The sequence below is a fragment of the Micromonospora sp. NPDC003816 genome, assembly GCF_042874705.1.
Taxonomy (GTDB): domain Bacteria; phylum Actinomycetota; class Actinomycetes; order Mycobacteriales; family Micromonosporaceae; genus Micromonospora.
On record NZ_JBIANP010000001.1, the window covers coordinates 961,246 to 978,615 of the forward strand.

14 protein-coding genes are annotated in these 17,370 nt (G+C 70.8%); 11 read left to right on the forward strand and 3 right to left on the reverse strand.

The window, feature by feature from the left end; genetic code table 11:
• Positions 1–148 precede the first annotated feature (148 nt).
• The gene (locus ACFYTT_RS04050; protein ID WP_176093836.1) at positions 149–1,138 is read left to right on the forward strand and encodes a LacI family DNA-binding transcriptional regulator; all 990 of its coding nucleotides are present in this window, start codon (positions 149–151) and stop codon (positions 1,136–1,138) included.
• A gap of 77 nt (positions 1,139–1,215) precedes the next feature.
• On the opposite strand, the gene ACFYTT_RS04055 is transcribed toward ACFYTT_RS04050, so the two are convergent.
• Both ACFYTT_RS04055 and ACFYTT_RS04060 read right to left on the reverse strand, forming a co-directional pair.
• Positions 1,216–2,589: an endo-1,4-beta-xylanase gene (locus ACFYTT_RS04055; protein ID WP_387257625.1), complete on the reverse strand. Its 1,374-nt coding sequence runs from the start codon at positions 2,587–2,589 to the stop codon at positions 1,216–1,218.
• A gap of 597 nt (positions 2,590–3,186) precedes the next feature.
• Entirely contained in the window at positions 3,187–4,554 is a 1,368-nt protein-coding gene (locus ACFYTT_RS04060; RefSeq protein WP_387257627.1) for a PHB depolymerase family esterase, read from the reverse strand.
• A gap of 141 nt (positions 4,555–4,695) precedes the next feature.
• Here ACFYTT_RS04060 and ACFYTT_RS04065 point away from each other — a divergent pair, with 141 nt between their 5' ends.
• From ACFYTT_RS04065 to ACFYTT_RS04095, 7 genes are all read left to right on the forward strand, one after another.
• On the forward strand, positions 4,696–4,956 hold the full coding sequence (locus tag ACFYTT_RS04065; protein ID WP_387257629.1) for a hypothetical protein: 261 nt from the start codon (positions 4,696–4,698) through the stop codon (positions 4,954–4,956).
• Between the two features lie 224 nt (positions 4,957–5,180).
• Positions 5,181–7,436, forward strand: coding sequence for an alpha-L-fucosidase (locus ACFYTT_RS04070; RefSeq protein WP_387257631.1), 2,256 nt, complete (start codon positions 5,181–5,183; stop codon positions 7,434–7,436).
• 91 nt (positions 7,437–7,527) lie between these two features.
• Complete coding sequence (locus ACFYTT_RS04075; protein WP_387257633.1) at positions 7,528–8,595, forward strand: sugar ABC transporter substrate-binding protein; 1,068 nt, start codon at positions 7,528–7,530, stop codon at positions 8,593–8,595.
• The gene (locus ACFYTT_RS04080; protein ID WP_387257635.1) at positions 8,592–10,133 is read left to right on the forward strand and encodes a sugar ABC transporter ATP-binding protein; all 1,542 of its coding nucleotides are present in this window, start codon (positions 8,592–8,594) and stop codon (positions 10,131–10,133) included. Before ACFYTT_RS04075 ends, ACFYTT_RS04080 begins: the two co-directional genes overlap by 4 nt.
• On the forward strand, positions 10,126–11,163 hold the full coding sequence (locus tag ACFYTT_RS04085; protein WP_131052581.1) for an ABC transporter permease: 1,038 nt from the start codon (positions 10,126–10,128) through the stop codon (positions 11,161–11,163). The genes ACFYTT_RS04080 and ACFYTT_RS04085 overlap by 8 nt, the downstream gene beginning before the upstream one ends.
• A 75-nt stretch (positions 11,164–11,238) precedes the next feature.
• Positions 11,239–12,561, forward strand: a complete 1,323-nt coding sequence (locus ACFYTT_RS04090; protein WP_387257638.1) for an enolase C-terminal domain-like protein — start codon at positions 11,239–11,241, stop codon at positions 12,559–12,561.
• Positions 12,558–13,433, forward strand: coding sequence for an amidohydrolase family protein (locus tag ACFYTT_RS04095; protein ID WP_387257641.1), 876 nt, complete (start codon positions 12,558–12,560; stop codon positions 13,431–13,433). Before ACFYTT_RS04090 ends, ACFYTT_RS04095 begins: the two co-directional genes overlap by 4 nt.
• Positions 13,434–13,450: 17 nt before the next feature.
• Here the strand turns inward: ACFYTT_RS04095 and ACFYTT_RS04100 are convergent, their stop codons facing one another.
• The gene (locus ACFYTT_RS04100; RefSeq protein WP_131052578.1) at positions 13,451–14,146 is read right to left on the reverse strand and encodes a FadR/GntR family transcriptional regulator; all 696 of its coding nucleotides are present in this window, start codon (positions 14,144–14,146) and stop codon (positions 13,451–13,453) included.
• A 224-nt stretch (positions 14,147–14,370) separates the two neighbouring features.
• Here ACFYTT_RS04100 and ACFYTT_RS04105 point away from each other — a divergent pair, with 224 nt between their 5' ends.
• From ACFYTT_RS04105 to ACFYTT_RS04115, 3 genes are all read left to right on the forward strand, one after another.
• Complete coding sequence (locus ACFYTT_RS04105; RefSeq protein ID WP_387257644.1) at positions 14,371–15,396, forward strand: zinc-binding dehydrogenase; 1,026 nt, start codon at positions 14,371–14,373, stop codon at positions 15,394–15,396.
• Positions 15,393–16,154, forward strand: coding sequence for an SDR family oxidoreductase (locus ACFYTT_RS04110; RefSeq protein WP_387257647.1), 762 nt, complete (start codon positions 15,393–15,395; stop codon positions 16,152–16,154). The genes ACFYTT_RS04105 and ACFYTT_RS04110 overlap by 4 nt, the downstream gene beginning before the upstream one ends.
• A 238-nt stretch (positions 16,155–16,392) precedes the next feature.
• Complete coding sequence (locus ACFYTT_RS04115; protein WP_131052575.1) at positions 16,393–16,980, forward strand: hypothetical protein; 588 nt, start codon at positions 16,393–16,395, stop codon at positions 16,978–16,980.
• Positions 16,981–17,370 lie beyond the last annotated feature (390 nt).

Here is a 17,370-nt window from a genome sequence, read left to right on the forward strand (position 1 = left end):
GATCGAGCGCTCTCCACTCGGACGGCACGGGCCGGTGTGGGTACCGCGAGAGGGGATCTTTGTACCCTTAGCCGTTCCAGTCAGCGTCGACCGGTCGCGGCGCCGACCGACATGCGGGGAGTCTGAGATGGCCGTACGCGATCCTGCGATGACGGACGTGGCTCGCCTCGCTGGTGTCTCGCACCAGACGGTGTCACGAGTGCTCAACGGCCACCCGAACGTCCGCGAACAGACCCGACTGCGGGTCCAGGCCGCCATCGCCGAGCTCGGTTACCGCCCCAACCGGGCGGCGCGCGCGTTGGTCACCGGTCGTTCGCAGGTGATCGGCGTGGTCGCCCAGAACACCACCCTCTACGGCCCGGCGTCGCTGCTCACCGCGCTGGAACAGGTCGCCGCCGAGTCCGGCTTCGCGGTCAGCGTCGGCAGCGTCCGGGACCTCGACCACCGGTCCATCTCGGCGGCGGTGGAGCGGCACCTGGCCCACCGGGTCGCCGGCATCGTCGTGATCGCGCCGGTGGAGTCGGCAGGCGAGGCGTTGGAGCGGCTGCCGAAGGACGTCCCGCTGGTCACCGTCGACGGGGATCCGCGCCGACCGATGCCACTGGTGACGGTGGACCAGGCCGCCGGTGCCCGGGCCGCCACCCAGCACCTGCTCGAGGCCGGGCACCGTACGGTGTGGCACGTCTCCGGTCCGTCCGACTGGTTCGACAGCGCGGGCCGGATCGAGGGCTGGCGGGAGGCCCTGCTCGCGGCCGGGGCGGAGATCCCACCGCTGGTGCCGGCGGACTGGTCCGCCGCCGCCGGTTACCGCTGCGGGCAGATGTTGGCCCGGATGCCCGACGTCACCGCCGTCTTCACCGCCAACGACCACCTCGCGCTCGGGGTGCTGCGGGCGTTGCACGAGCACGGTCGCCGGGTGCCGGACGACATCAGCGTGGTCGGCTTCGACGATGTGCCCGAGGCGGCTTACTTCATCCCGCCGCTGACCACCGTGCGGCCGGATTTCGACGCGGTGGCCCGGGCCAGCCTGGAGATGCTGCTGACCCAGATCGAGTCGGCCAGCGGGGGCGCGCTGCGCGAGACGGTCGCACCGACCCTGGTCTCCCGGCAGAGCGTGGGGCGGCCACCGGTCCGCTGAGGCGGTCCGGCGTGCACCCGTGCGGCAGGCAGGGTCCGGCCCGGCCATGCCGGACCGGACCCGCTGCCGGTGGGTGGTCAGCTCGCCGTGCAGGTGGGGGTACCGGACGGACCCGTTCCGGTGCCCTGGAAGCCGAATTCGGTGCTGCCGCCGGCACCGACCTGGCCGTTGTAACTCACGTTGGCGAAGTTCACCGTGCCGCTGCTGCCGCTGGCCTGGGTGTTCCAGGTGCCGGTGACCGCGGTGCCGCCGGGCAGCGCGACCCGTACGCTCCAGCCACGGATCGCGGAGTTGCCGGCGGTGACCTTGACGGTGGCCACGAAACCGCCGTTCCACGAGTTCAGCGACACCGATGCGGTGCATCCGCCACCGGTCGACGGGGGCGGGGTGGTGGTCGGCGGCGGGGTGGTCGGGTTCGGCCCGCTGACGCTGTTCAGCGCGTTGAGCACCGACTGGTACGCCGGCTTCTTGTTGCCGTTCGCGTCGAAGAGCAGCGGGTTCTCGTTGCGCCGCCACGAGTCGTTGTCGCGTACGCCCCACACGGTGATGCCGGTGCACCGGGCCACCGCCAGGCAGGCGCGGGTGACCCGCTCGTAGATGCTCGCCTGGTTGGACCCCTGGGCGACGTCCAACTCGGTGATCTGCACGTCCACGCCGAGGTCGGCGAAGCGTTGCAGGTTGGCCTGGTAGTCGCTGGAGAGCGTGGTGCCCAGGTGGGACTGGAAGCCCACGCAGTCGATCGGCACCCCACGGGCCTTGAAGTCGCGCACCATGTTGTAGATGCCGGTCGACTTCGCGTTGATCCCGTCGGTGTTGTAGTCGTTGTAGCAGAGCTTGGCGCTCGGGTCGGCGGTGCGCGCGGTCCGGAACGCGACCTCGATCCAGTCGTTGCCGGTGCGCTGGAGGTTGGAGTCACGCCGACCGCCGCCACCGCCGTCGGCGAACGCCTCGTTCACCACGTCCCAGGAGTGGATCTGGCCCCGGAAGTGGCCGGCGACCCGGGTGATGTGGTTGGTCATGGCGTTGCGCAGTGCGGTGCCGGAGAGGTTCTGGGCCCAGCCCGGCTGCTGGGCGTGCCAGACCAGGGCGTGCCCGCGTACCGACATGCCGTTGGCCCGGGCGTGTGCGACGAGCCGGTCGCCGCCGGTGAAGTTGAAGCCGTTCTGTTGGGGTTCGGTGGCGTCCCACTTCATCTCGTTCTCGGCCACGATGGAGTTGAACTCGCGGTTGAGGATCGTCACGTGTTGACCGTTGAGCATGAACGAGTTGGTGGCGGCGCCGAAGTAGCGCCCGCTCTGGGCCGCCGCCGCGCCGAGTGTGCTGGCGGCGGCGTTGGCGGCCGGAGCGACGAGCATGGTCGAGGCGAGCAGCGCGGTGCCCGCCACGATGGAGAAGAGCAGGGCGCGCGGCCGGATCGTCGGGCCCCTGTCGTCGGTGGATCTATGATTCATGACAGACCTCTCGTGGTGGTGGTCGGTACGCCTCTCGGCCGACACGGGACGAGCGGCGACCACACCCGGGGGCGGCCAAGGCTCGGCCCGTCGGGTGCTGGGGCGATCGGTGGAGTTCGTGCGGGCGCGGTGGCCTGGCCGTGGTGCACGGGATCCGGTGCCACCTGCGGTCGGGGCGGCTCGGACGGCCGGCGCGCTGCGCCTTGTCGGCGGGCCCGGACAGGTCACCAGCGGGTGCCGCGATCGGCCGGCGTGCCCTGCCGGCCGGGTCGATGACCTCGAAGGAGCGTGCCCTGCACCCCTCGACCGGAAGTTAGCATGTTATCGATAACACGCTCAAGTGACAGCAGTAAATATGCTCTGGTCGCCTGGTCGGGCGGCGTCCGCTCCGGGACGGGCGTGCGGGCGGGTGTGCACGAGCACAACGAGCGGGCCCGGTGCCACGGGCGCAGGTGGCGCGCCCGCGGCACCGGGCCGCGTACTCGGTGACGGCCGGCTCGCCGTCGGGTGTCGATCAGATCCGGGTGCCGCCACCGGTCGACGTCGCCGCGCCCGTGTCGTGGTGCGACCGGGGCCCGGCTCGTCGGCCGGCGTCGCTCACTGGCAGCCGAGCCCGTTGAGGGTGAAGCCGGTGGGTGGGTTGTTGGTGCCGTTGTGGGTGGCCTGGAAGCCGAAGCTGACGCTCTGGTTACCGGGGATCGTGGCGTTCCAGGCGACGTTGCGCGCGGTCGCCTGGCTGCCGCTCTGGGTCACCGTGGCGTTCCACGCGCTGGTGACCTGCTGGCCGTTCGGCCAGGTCCACTGCAACGTCCAGCCGTTGACCGGGTTCGGGGTGTTGTTGGTGACGGTCACCGTGCCGACGAGACCGTTGTTCCACGAGTCGGCCGAGTACTGCACCCGGCAGGTCGTGGTGCCCGGCGGCGGAGTGGTGGGTGGCGGGGTGGTGGGCGGCGGGGTGGTCGGAGGTGGGGTGGTGGGCGGCGGCGTGGTCGGGGGTGGGGTGGTGGGCGGGGGAGTGGTGGGGGTGGAGGTCAGGCCGAAGAAGTCGATGGCGGCCCGGGCCATGCCGGTCGACGGCAGGGTGTGCCCGGCACCCTGGATGCTGTACGCCTCGACCTGGACCGTGCCGGAGGAGTTGGCGAACCGCCGCCGGTTCCAGTTTGCCTGCGGGGTGTCCGAGGACGTCGGCGTCTGGCTCAACCCGAAGACGTTGGTCCACTGCTCGACCGCTTCCTGCAGGAGCTGGAACGGGATGAGCGTGTCGTTGGTCCCGTGCCAGAGCTGGATGCGGGGACGCGCACCGCTGTAGCCGGGGTACGCCTGCCGCACCGCGTCGCCCCACTGCTGCGGGGTGCGGTCCATCCGGCCGTTGACGCACTGGCTGTTGGTCGGCGGGAAGTCGGCGGCGTTGGCGAAGCAGTTGAACGGCACGCCCATGAAGGCCGCGCCGGCCTTGAACACGTCCGGGTAGAGGGCGAGCAGGGCCTGGGTGGCCATGCCGCCGGAGGAACTGCCGGTGGCGTAGACCCGCTGCGGGTCGCCGCCGTACTGCCGCTGGGCGTAGCTGACCATCGACATGATGGAGACCGGGTCGCTGCCGCCGTCGCGGCGCTTCGAGGCGGCCGACCACACGTCGAAGCAGTTGCCGAAACCGGCCTGTTGGGTCGCGGTGGGGTAGATGACCAGGTAGCCGTACTGATCGGCGAGCCGGGCGAACTCGCTGCTGGAGTAGAAGCCGGTGCCGGATCCGCCGCAGCCGTGCATGGCGACCACGATCGCCGGATTGGCCGGCCGGTTGTCCGGCGCGTAGATGTGCATGCGCATGTTGCCCGGGTTGTTGCCGAAGCTGGTCACCTCGACCAGCGACGCGGCGACGGCCGGTGACGGGGACAGGGCGACGCCCGCCACGGCGAGAAGTAACGCGGTGGCCAGGGATGCCAGCAGCCCCGCTCTCGTTCGGGTCATGTTCACCTCTCCGGTGGTTGGGGTCGACGCCGGAACCCGGGCACGGTGGACGTCGGGGTCAGCCGACATCGACCGGGGGGCGGGGACCGGGCGTCGCGGTGCGGGAGGTGCTGCCCTGCGGAGGGATCCGCTCACCTCGCCGTGACGATGACACTTTCGTGCCGATTCGCGGCTCGCGCGCAAGCCAAAGTATGGAGTCGCGCCGAGAGCGCCAGCAACAAGATGACATTGATCGATATTTTCGGCCGGCTGCTGGTCGCGCCGGGGAGGCCCGTCACCGGACGGGCGGGGGCGCAACACGCTAGCAACATCAGGGTCATCGATGTTAGCGTTCGCAGACAGTGGCGATGTGCCGATGCGGCCAAGGTCGATCACCGCGATGTGATCGCCAACATCGGCTAGGTGGGTGTCGAGGGATCCGCCGGTTCGACGACCGGAGCGGTCCGCGTCCGCCGAGCCGTTATTGATATGACGAATGGTCGGCTGCGATGCCTGCTGCCGGGGCGTTTTCCGCGCAGAAAACGGATATCCAGGCGTTGACGGTGCCTGCTGGCAGCGCTTAACGTCTGATGTCTGAAGCACCTAGTGCCACCACCCCACGCCGTCCGTGTTTTGGAGGGATATCCATGTCCCGTCCCCCGATCACCCGTCGTTCGCTGCTGGCCGCCGTCGGCGCGGGTGGAGCTGCCGCCGCTCTCGCCGGCGTCGTCCGCCCGCTACCGTCCCTCGCCGCGATTCCTGGTCCGTCCAACTACTCCGAGACCTGGGCGTCGGTGGGGCAGCATCCCGCCGCGGCTGAGTGGTTCCAGGACGCCAAGTTCGGCATCTACTACCACTGGGGCGCGTTCAGCGTCCCCGCCTACGCCAACGAGTGGTACCCGCGCAACATGTACAACCCCGGCTCGAACGAGAACAACCACCACCGCAGCACGTACGGCGATCCGTCGGTCTGGCCGTACCACAACTTCATCAACGGGGCGAACGACCGGTCCGGCCGCTTCGTGCAGTTCGCGCCCCGGTTGCGGTCGGCCGGTGGCAACTTCGATCCGGCGGAGTGGGCCCAGTTGTTCGTCGACGCCGGGGCGCGCTTCGCCGGCCCGGTGGCGGAACACCACGACGGCTTCTCGATGTGGAACAGCCAGGTCAACGAGTGGAACTCGGTGGCGCGCGGACCACGCCTGGACCTGCTGCGGCTGCACACCGAGGCGATCCGGGCCCGGGGCCTCAAGGTCATGGTCGCGATGCACCACGCCTTCAACTTCACCGGCTTCTACCAGTGGGCGCCGCAGCAGTCCGACCCCAGCCTGCGCAAGCTGTACGGGCAGCTCGGTACCGCCGCGCAGGAGCAGCTCTGGTACGACAAGCTCCGCGAGATCATCGACCAGGCGCAACCGGACATCATCTGGCAGGACTTCGACCTGCACCGGATCAGCGCCGCGCAGCGGCTGCGGTTCCTGGCGTACTACTACAACCGGGCCGTCGCGTGGGACAAGGAGGTCGTCGCCACCTACAAGGACGGTCTCGAACAGGGTGGTGCGGTCTACGACTACGAGCGCGGTGGCCCCGCCGAGCTGCGCGAACCCTACTGGCTGACCGACGACAGCATCAGCAGCTCCAGTTGGTGCTACACGACGGGGATCGGCTACTACTCGCTCAACCAGATGCTGCACTCGCTGATCGACCGGGTCAGCAAGAACGGCAACATGGTGCTCAACATCGCGCCGATGGCAGACGGCACCATCCCCTCCGGCCAGCGCACCATCCTGCTCGGCATCGGCGACTACCTCCGCCGTTTCGGCGAGTCCGTCTACGCCACCCGGGCCTGGACCACCTTCGGCGAGGGACCGACCCGGATGGGCGGCGGATACTTCGTCGCCCCGGTCGTCGGCACCGCCCAGGACATCCGGTTCACCCGCAGCAAGGACAACCGGGTGCTGTACGCGACCATCCTCGGCTGGCCGGGCAGCTCGGTCACCATCACCACGCTCGCCTCGAATCGCATCAACCTCAGCTCGCTGGTCGGCGTCCAACTCCTCGGCTCGACCGCCGGCAGCTACGTCAACCTGCCCACGCGTGCCCAGGACGCCACCGGACTGCGGATCACCCTGCCATCGGCCGGCGCGCCGTTCAGCGCGTCCGCGTACGTGGTGAAGCTGACCTTCAACGGGCCCATCCCGACCCTCGGCGGCGGCCCCAGCGTCTCGCCCCCGGTCAGCGTCTACGCGCACACCGGCTACGAGGGCGGCGTCAGCCTCTCGGTCGGCAGCTACACGGCGGCCCAGCTCCAGGCTGCCGGCATCGGTCTGCGCACCATCTCGTCGGTCCGGGTCACCGCGGGCCATCAGCTCATCGGCTATGCCAACGACAACTTTTCGGGCACCAGCTGGACGTTCAGCAGCGACAACAGCGACCTGCGCACCACCGGCAACAACGACGCCATCGCGTCGCTACGCGTCACCTTCAACCCGACCACCTACCAGCGGATCACGAACGTGACCAACGGCCTGGCACTGGACAGCGGCGGCAGCGTCGGTTCCGGGTCACCGCTGAAGCAGTGGAGCTGGGACAGCAGCACCAACCTGCAGTGGCAGCTCGTCGACCTGGGCACCGGCTACCACCGGATCGTCAACCGCACCAACGGCATGGTCATCGACGGCTTTGGGCAGACCACCAACGGCGCCGCCGCCCAACAGGCACCGTGGAACGGCGGCACCAACCAACAGTGGCAGATCACCGACCAGGGCAACCGGCGGTACCGGATCACCAACCGGACGACCGGTCTGGTCCTCGACGGCGGTGGTCAGGTCGCCTCCGGCTCGACGGTCAAGCAGTGGAGCTTCGACGGCAACACGAACCTGCTGTGGACCATCACCGCCGTCTGATCACACCTCTTCCCGTCGGACGTCTGTTGCCGCGGCCCGAGTGGTCGCGGCGACAGACGTCCGACGACATCCCTGACACGGAGGACCCCGCATGACACGGAGAGCACTGCTGAGCGTGGGACTGACCATGCTGCTCGGTGCCTCGGCCACCCTCGCGGCCGGCTGCGGCGACAACGGCGACGGCACCGGCTCGGGTGCCGCGGCGCGGCTCGTCGGCGTCGACTACCCGCGATCCGACACCGACTTCTGGAACTCCTACATCAGGTACGTGCCGCAGTTCGCCGACGAGCTGGGCGTCGAGATCAAGACCACCAACTCGCAGAACGACATCGCCAACCTCATCTCGAACACCCAGGCGTTCATGAGCCAAGGGGTCAAGGGCGTGGTGATGGCACCGCAGGACACCGCCGCCATCGCGCCCACCCTGACGCAGTTGGAGAGCCGGGACATCCCGGTGGTCACGATCGACACCCGACCGGACACCGGCAAGGTGTTCATGGTCGTCCGTGCCGACAACCGCGCCTACGGCATCAAGGCCTGCCAGTTCCTCGGCACCAAGCTCGGTGGCAAGGGCAAGGTCGTGATGCTCCAGGGCGGCCTGGACTCGATCAACGGCCGGGACCGCACCGAGGCGTTCAACGAGTGCATGCGCAAGGACTTCCCCGCCATCACCGTCTTCGGCGAGGCCACCGACTGGAAGGCCGACGTGGCGGCGTCGAAGCTGCAGACCCGGTTCGCCTCGGACCCGGACGTCAAGGGCATCTACATGCAGTCCTCGTTCGCCCTGTCCGGCACGTTGCAGATCCTCAAGCAGCGCGGCCTCCAGGTGCCGCCGAGCGACCCGAAGCACGTCTTCGTGGTCTCCAACGACGGCATCCCCGAGGAGCTGAAGAACATCGGCGAGGGCCTCATCGACGCCACCGTCAGCCAACCCGCCGACCTGTACGCCAAGTACGGGCTGGAGTACGTGAAGGCGGCGATGGACGGCAAGACGTTCCAGCCCGGCCCGACCGACCACGGCAGCACCATCATCCAGGTGCGCGACGGCCTGCTGGAGGACCAGCTCCCGGCGCCGCTGGTGACGGTGGACGGCGCACCGGTCGCGGGTGAGCCGACGCTGAAGTTCGACGACGCCTCCCTGTGGGGCAACAACGCATGAACACCGTCCCACACCACTCGGCCGACGGGCCGGCCGGCGACGCCCGGCCCGTCGTCGAGGCGGTGAACATCACCAAGAGGTTCGGGTCGACGGTGGCCCTCCTCGACGCGGGCATCGTGGTCCGGCCCGGCGAGACGCACGCCCTGGTCGGGCGCAACGGCGCCGGCAAGTCGACGCTGGTCGGCATCCTCACCGGACTCCAGGCCGCCGACGGTGGCGCGGTGGCCTTCGCCGGCCGGCCCGCTCCACCGTTGGGTGACCGCGACGCCTGGCGCCGGCAGGTGGCCTGCGTCTACCAGAAGTCCACGATCATCCCCACCCTCACCGTGGCGGAGAACCTGTTCCTCAACCGCCACGCCCGGGGCGTGGCCGGGCTGATCCAGTGGTCGAGGCTGCGCCGGCAGGCCGAGGAACTGCTCGCGACGTGGTCGGTCGAGGTGGACGTACGCCAGCCCGCCGCGTCGCTCTCGGTCGAACAGCGGCAGTTCGTGGAGATCGCCCGCGCACTCTCCTTCGGCGCCCGGTTCATCATCCTCGACGAGCCGACCGCCCAGCTCGACGGCGCGGGCATCAACCGTCTGTTCACCCGGATCCGGGACCTGCGGGCCCAGGGTGTGACGTTCCTGTTCATCAGCCACCACCTGCAGGAGATCTATGAGATCTGCGACCAGGTGACGGTCTTCCGCGACGCGCGGCACATCCTGACGGCCCCGGTGGCGCAGCTGCGCCGGCCGGACCTGGTCGCCGCGATGACCGGTGAGGACGTGACGATGCCGGAGGCGGACCACCGACCGCTCGTGGCCGACGCGCCGGTGCTGCTGTCGGTGCGTGACCTGACCACCGCCACCGGTGCGGAGCTGTCGCTCGAGGCCCGGGCCGGCGAGGTGGTCGGCATCGCGGGCGGCGGTGGCAGCGGCAAGGTCGAGGTCGCCGAGGCGATCGTCGGCCTGGCCCGCGCGGCCGGGGGATCGGTCGTGGTGGACGGCCGCACACTGCGTCCGGGCAGCGTGCCGGACGCGCTCGACGCCGGCGTCGGCCTGGTGCCGCAGGACCGGCACCGGGAGGGGCTGGTGCCGCTGCTGTCCATAGCGGAGAACGTCACGATGACCGTGCCGGACCGGGTCGCGCGACGGGGCCTCATCTCACCGGCCCGACGCGACGCGCTGGCCCGTGGCACCATCGCCGATCTGGCGATCAAGGCGTCCGGGCCGCAGGTGCCGGTCTCCGACCTGTCCGGCGGCAACCAGCAGAAGGTGGTGATGGGTCGGGCGTTGGCCAGCGAGCCCAAGGTGCTGGTGCTCATCACCCCCACCGCCGGTGTCGACGTGCGGTCCAAGCAGACGCTCCTCGGTGTCGTCGACGAGGTCCGTCGGGGCGGGACCACCGTGCTCGTGGTCTCCGACGAACTCGACGACCTGCGGATCTGTGACCGGGTGCTGGTGATGTTCCAGGGCCGGGTCGTCGGCGAGATGGCACACGGCTGGCGCGACAACGATCTGGTAGCCGCCATGGAAGGGGTGGACCTCCACCATGTCTGAGACGCTGACTCCCACCACCCCACCGGCGGCGGCACCACCACCGTCCAGGTCCGCCTCACGGAGTCTGGCCGTCGCCCGGCTACGCGACCTGGCGCTGGTGCCGGCGATCATCGCGGTCGCCGTCGTCGGCTCGATCGTCAACCCGGTCTTCCTCAGCAGCGACAACATCATCAACGTGCTGCAGAGCATGTCGGAGATCGCCATCGTGGTGCTCGCCCAGACGATCGTGCTGATCACCGGCAAGATGGACCTGTCGCTGGAGTCCACCTTCGGTCTGGCGCCGGGCATCGCCGCATGGCTGGTCATCGACCCCGCCCTCACCCGAGGTCTCGGGCTCGACGTGGTGCCGGACGCCTGGGCGGTGCCGGTGGTCCTGCTCGTCGGCGCGCTCGTCGGTGCCTTCAACGGCCTGCTCATCGTCCGCTTCGGCCTCAACGGCTTCATCGTCACGCTGGGCATGCTGATCGTCCTGCGTGGCCTGCTCACCGGCATCTCGGGCGGCCAGACCTTCTTCGCGCTGCCGGAGTCGATGACCTATCTGGGCTCCGCCTCCTGGGCCGGGGTGCCGGCGTCGATCTGGGTGTCGCTGCTGCTGGTCGCCGTCGGCATCGTGGTTCTCGGCTACACCCGTGCCGGCCGGGCGCTCTACGCCATCGGTGGCAACGCCGACGCCGCCCGGGCGGCGGGCATCCGCACCGACCGCGTGCTGTGGGTCGCCCTCATCGTGGCCAGCGTCCTCGCCGCGCTCGCCGGCCTGTTGATCAGCGGTCGGCTGGCGGCGGTGCCGGCGGCGCAGGGCAGCGGCGCGATCTTCCAGGTCTTCGCGGCGGCGGTGATCGGCGGCGTGAGTCTCAACGGCGGCAAGGGCAGCGTCTTCGGCGCCTTCACCGGTGTCCTGCTGCTGTTCATGATCATCAACGTGCTGACCCTGGCCGGGGTGCCCGCACAGTGGACGAACTTCCTCAACGGCACCGTCATCCTGGTGGCCCTGGTGGTCTCCCGCATCACCGGAGGCAAGGCGCAGACATGAGGCCGGCGGTCCGCCGCACCCCAGACCCCGAAGCCGGGCCCGACCCGGCCAGTTGTTCGACCCCCAGGAGTTTCGGTGAGTGAGCGCATCTCGTCCGTAGAAACCATCGACGTACGGTTCCCCACGTCCCGGCACCGCGACGGGTCGGACGCCATGAACCCGTTCCCGGACTACTCCGCCGCGTACCTGATCCTGCGGACATCGACCGGCGCGGAGGGGCACGGACTGGTCTTCACCGTGGGGCGCGGCACCGAGATCCAGGTCGCGGCCGTGCAGTCGCTCGCCTCGATGGTGGTCGGTCAGCCGGTCGACGAGGTGCTCGCGGACCCCGGCGCGTTGGCCCGGCGGCTCGTCGGCGACAGCCAGATCCGGTGGCTCGGCCCGGAGAAGGGAGTGGTGCACATGGCGGCCGGCGGGCTGGTCAACGCGGTGTGGGATCTCGCCGCCCGCCGCGCGGGCAAGCCGCTGTGGAAGCTGCTCGCCGACCTCACCCCGGAACAGATCGTCGCGCAGGTCGACTTCCGCTACCTGCGCGAGGCGCTCACCGAGGACGAGGCGCTGGACCTGCTACGGGCCGCGCAGGGCGGACGCGCCGCCCGGGAGCAGCGCCTGCTGGCCGAGGGCTATCCCGCCTACACGACCACGCCGGGCTGGCTGGGCTACGACGACGAGAAGCTCGCCCGGCTCTGCCGCGAGGCGGTCGACGACGGGTACCGGCTGATCAAGATCAAGGTCGGCGGGGATCTGGCCGACGACGTACGCCGGATGGGTATCGCCCGCCGCGCGGTCGGGCCGGACGTCCGCATCGCGGTCGACGCCAACCAGATCTGGGGGGTGCCCGAGGCCATCGGGTGGATGCGGGAGCTGGCGCCTTTCGACCCGTACTGGATCGAGGAGCCGACGTCCCCGGACGACGTGCTCGGGCACGCCGCCGTGCGCAAGGCCCTCGCCCCGGTCAAGGTGGCCACCGGTGAGCACGTGCACAACGCGGTGATGTTCAAGCAGCTCCTCCAGGCCGACGCGGTCGACGTCGTGCAGATCGACGCCTGCCGGGTCGCCGGGGTCAACGAGAACCTGGCGATCCTGCTGCTCGCCGCGAAGTTCGGGGTGCCGGTCTGCCCGCACGCCGGAGGTGTCGGGCTGTGCGAGCTGGTGCAGCACCTGGCCATGTTCGACTTCGTGGCACTCAGCGGCACCACGGACGACCGGGCCATCGAGTACGTCGACCACCTGCACGAGCACTTCGCCGACCCGGTCCGCGTCCAGCGTGGACGCTACCTCGCACCGCGCGTGCCGGGCATGAGCGCCGAGATCGTCCCCGCCGCGCTGACCGACTACCGGTTCCCCGACGGCCCGGAGTGGACCACCGCGCCGGTCGTGGCGGGAGCGCCGGCATGATCATCGATGCGCACCACCACCTGTGGCAGCCGGACCACGGCTACGACTGGCTGGACGATCCCGCACTGGCCGCCATCCGTCGACCGTTCACCCCGGCGGACCTCACCACCGAGCTGACCGCGACCGGCGTGGACGGCACCGTGCTGGTGGAGGGCGGTCGCTGTCATCCCGACGAGGCCGCCGAGTTCCTCGGCCACGCCGCCGACACGCCGGCCATCCTCGGTGTGGTGGCCTGGCTCGACATCGCGGCCGGCGACGTCTCCGCAACCGTCGCGGGCTACCGTCGGCTGCGCGGCGGTGAGCTGCTGGTCGGGGTACGCCCGCAGGTGCAGGGGGAGGCAGACCCCGACTATCTCGACCGGCCCGAGGTGCGGCGCGGCCTCGTCGAGGTGGCCGATGCCGGGCTCGTGTTCGACCTGGTGATCCGGGCCGACCAGTTGCCGGCGGCGGCCCGGGCGGCACGGGCCGTACCGCAGCTCCGGTTCGTCCTCGACCACCTCGGCAAGCCCCGGATCGACGCGGGAGGGGCGGGTCTGCGGGCCTGGCGCGACCCGTTCGCCGCGCTCGCCGACCACCCGAACGTCACCGCCAAGCTGTCCGGCCTGGTCACCGAGGCCCGGCCGGAGTGGTCACCGGCCGACCTGAGCCCGTTCGTCGCGGTCGCGATCGACGAGTTCGGCCCGGATCGTCTGATGTTTGGCTCGGACTGGCCGGTGTGTCTGCTCAGGTCGGACTACCCGGGTGTCCGTCGGGCGCTGGAGGCCGCGTTACCGCCGCTGTCGGCCCGGGAACGGCAGGACGTCTTCGCCGGCACCGCCCTGCGGACCTACGGACTGCCCCGGCGGTCCCAGCCCGCCGGGGCGGCCGGGTGAACCCCGTCGTGCGGGCATCACGCGTCCGCCGCCTTGGCGGCGAGCACCGTACGCAGCCACGCCTCGGAGGTGTTGACGTGCATCAGGGCGCTGGCCTGGGCGAGCAGTTGATCGCGCGACCGCAGCGCGAGATAGATCGCGTGGTGCTCGTCGATCGTCTTGTGTGCCGCGTTGCCCTCGATCAGCCCGCGCCACACCCGCGCCCGCAGCGTCCGGCTGGAGAGCCCGGCCAGCAGCGACGTGAGGGTCTCGTTCCCGGTCGTCGCGATGACCGTGTGGTGGAAGGCGGTGTCGAACTGGATCAGCTTCTCGGCGTCGTCGGCGGCGGCCCGCATGTCCTCCAGGATCCGGGCGAGCTCGTCGAGGTCGGTGTCGGTCATCCGCAGCGCCGCCAGGCCGGTCGCCACCGGCTCCAGCATCCGGCGGACCTCCATCACCTCCAGCAGCGTGTCGTCGCGCAGCAGTTCCACCGCGACGCCGAGGCCCTCCAGCAGCAGGCGCGGGGCGAGGCTGGTGACGTACGTGCCGTCGCCGCGACGCACGTCGAGCACCCGCGCCGATTCGAGCACCTTCACCGCCTCCCGGACCCCGCTGCGGGACAGCCCCATCTGCGCGGCCAGTTGCGGCTCCGGTGGCAGCCGTGCGCCCGGCGGCAGCTCCCCGCTCTGGATCATGCTGCGGATCCTGGCGATCGCGTCGTCGGTGAGTGCCATCCACGCCCCCTTCGGACCGGCCCGCGCTGGGGCGTCGACATGGGTCCGCCACCGCCTGTGGCAGACACCGGCAGCCCTCACCACTATAGAGACGTCGGACGTTTGGTGCCCTCACGGCACCCTCGGCGTCCCAGCGATCCACCGCTGGCAGGTGCACTCGGTCGGGCCCGGCCGAGCGGCTCGCGGGAGAAGAACAGCCCACCGGAGAGACCCGAGGAGGCGGCGTGAACCGCAGCGCACAGTACGTCGGCGAGCAGACCTTCGTCGTCGAGGAGACCCCCGTCGTGCCGCCCGGTCCCGGCCAGGTGCGCCTCGACGTCGCGTACACCGGGATCTGTGGCACGGACCTGCACATCGCGCACGGGGCGATGGACCAGCGGGTGAGCGTACCGGCGGTGATCGGGCACGAGATGTCGGGCCGGGTGGCCGAGGTCGGCGCGGGCGTCGACGGCTTCCGGGTGGGGGACCCGGTCACCGTGATGCCGCTGGACTGGTGCGGTGAGTGTCCCGCCTGCCGTGCCGGACACACGCACATCTGCCACCGGCTCGACTTCGTCGGCATCGACTCGCCCGGCGCGATGCAACGGTCGTGGACCGTATCCGCGCGGCTCCTGGTGCCGCTGCCGGCGGACCTGCCGCTGGTCCACGCCGCGCTCGTCGAGCCGACCGCGGTGGCGGTGCACGACGTGCGCCGCTCCCGGCTCGTCGCCGGCGAACACGCGGTCGTCATCGGCGCCGGGCCGGTGGGTCTGCTCATCGGCACGGTCGCCCGGGCCACCGGTGCCGAGGTGACCGTGCTCGAACTCGACCCGCGCCGCCGGGAACTCGCCACCGACCTCGGTCTCACCGCCGTCGACCCGGCGACGGTCGACGTCGCGCGGTACGTCCGGGAGGCGACCGCCGAGGCCGGCGCGGACGTGGTGTTCGAGGTCTCCGGCTCGGCGGCCGGTATCCGGACCGCCACCGACCTGCTCGCGGTCCGGGGACGGCTCGTCGTCGTCGCCATCCACCCCACCCCCCGCGAGGTGGACCTGCACCGGATCTTCTGGCGCGAGCTGGAGGTGATCGGGGTACGGGTCTACGAACGCGGGGACTACGCCGAGGCGGTCCGCCTGGTGCACACCGGTCAGGTGCCCGCCGACCGGCTCGTCTCCCGGATCGTGCCGTTGGCCGACGTGTCGCGGGCCTTCGAGGCGCTCGCCGCCGGTGGTGACGTGAAGGTGCTCGTCGACTGTGGAGGAGACACGTGAACCTGTTCGACCTGAGCGGCCGGTTGGCCGTGGTGACCGGGTGCCGACGCGGCATCGGACTGGCGATGGCGGAGGCCCTGGCGGCTGCCGGAGCCGACGTGATCGGGGTGAGCGCGGCGCTGGAGGAGACCGGTAGCGAGGTGGCCGACCGGGTGGCGGCGCACGGGCGCGGGTTCGTGCCGTACCGGGCGGACCTGTCCGACCGCGCCGCCGTCCGCGCGCTCGGCGACTGGCTCGTCGGGGCCGACCGGCCCGTCGACATCCTGGTCAACAACGCCGGCACGATCCGTCGCGCGCCCGCCGCAGAGCACTCCGACGCCGACTGGGACCACGTGCTCCAAGTCGACCTGTCCGCGCCGTTCGTCCTCGCCCGGGAGCTGGGCCGGGAGATGGTCCGGCGGGGCAGCGGGAAGATCATCTTCACCGCGTCGATGCTGAGCTTCCAGGGCGGCGTGACGGTGCCCGGATACGCCGCCGCGAAGTCGGGGATCGCCGGTCTGACCCGCGCGTTGGCCAACGAGTGGGCGCCGCACGGGGTCAACGTCAACGCGATCGCGCCGGGCTACATCGGCACGGACAACACCCGGGCACTGCGGGACCAGCCGGAGCGCAACCGGGCGATCCTGGAACGGATCCCGGCCGGGCGGTGGGGGCGCCCCGACGACCTCGCCGGAGTCACCGTCTTCCTCGCCTCCGACGCGGCCGCCTACGTGCACGGCGCCGTCATCCCGGTCGACGGAGGTTGGCTGGCCCGATGAGGTGCGTCCACCTCATCGCAAGAACATCTACTCCTTGCTATGTTATCGCTCACAGACTACTTTTCGTCAGCAAGAGTGCAGGCTTCCCCTCACTCGCGACGTGCTCACCCGGGTGCTCGGCGTCCACCGTCCCGGCCGGCCGAGCCGGTCACCGCGACGCCCCGGCGGGCCAGGTTCGCGTGCGGGACGGACGTCCGCCGCCACGCCACCTGATGTCTGACGAGGAAGGGGGGCTGTCATGCGCGTACCTGCCACCGCCGCGTCCATGGGCGTCCGCACCGACCGGCGCCCGTCGGCAAGTCCGGTCCGACCGTCCGACACCGCCGTGGTGGTGGACCGCGCCGACCGGATGGAACGTCTGTTGAGCACCATGATCGACGAGGTCGGCGGCGCGGAGCCGGTCGTCGACCAGCGGACCGGAGAGGCCGCCACCTCTCCCTTCGACCTGGCGGACGAGTCGGTCGGCGTCGACCCGGCGGCAGCCCTGCTCGCCGCCTTCGACCTGGCCTACCGCGATCTGCCCGCTCGTGGGCAGCGGTTGGTCCGCTACCTCGGCCTGCATCCCGGCCCGGACTTCGACGCCGACGCGGCGGCGGCGCTGTGCAACCTGACCCTCGTGCAGGTCCGACGGGGTCTGGGGGAGTTGCGCGAGCGCCGCCTGCTCGTCCGGTGCGGCAGCCGCTACCGGTTCCCCGACCGGGTCGTCGACCACGTGCGGCGGCTCGCCCTCACCGAATCCGCCGTGGACCGTGACGCGGCCCTGGCGCGGCTCGGTGACGCCCGACCGGGCACGACCGCCCGAGGTGGTACGGCCGCCCGGCGCTGATCGCGGCGGGCTCCGCACTCCGCCGACCCCGCCCCGGGGCGATACATGTGATGTATTCAGCCCCTCGTCGGTGTGTCCCTCCGTGTCGTCGCTGATCGGCCCGGCCACGCGAGAAAGTCTGGCGACGGGGGCGGGCCACTCCGTTGTGCCTGCACATCGGTGTGATCGGTAGTGAATTGCCCGTGGGCGTCAGGCATCGTCATCGACCATTGCCTATTTTGTCGTCCCGGAGTAACCTTCGCGAAACACATCAGATGTCTGGCTGTCTCCGTGGCGCTCGGGTCTCGCCCGACACGTCCCGCCCGACGTCACCGAACAGCGCCGGCATGTCGGCTTTCCACCCTGTTCCCGCGCACCGGCGTGGCTCCTCGGGCCACCGGTTGGAGGATC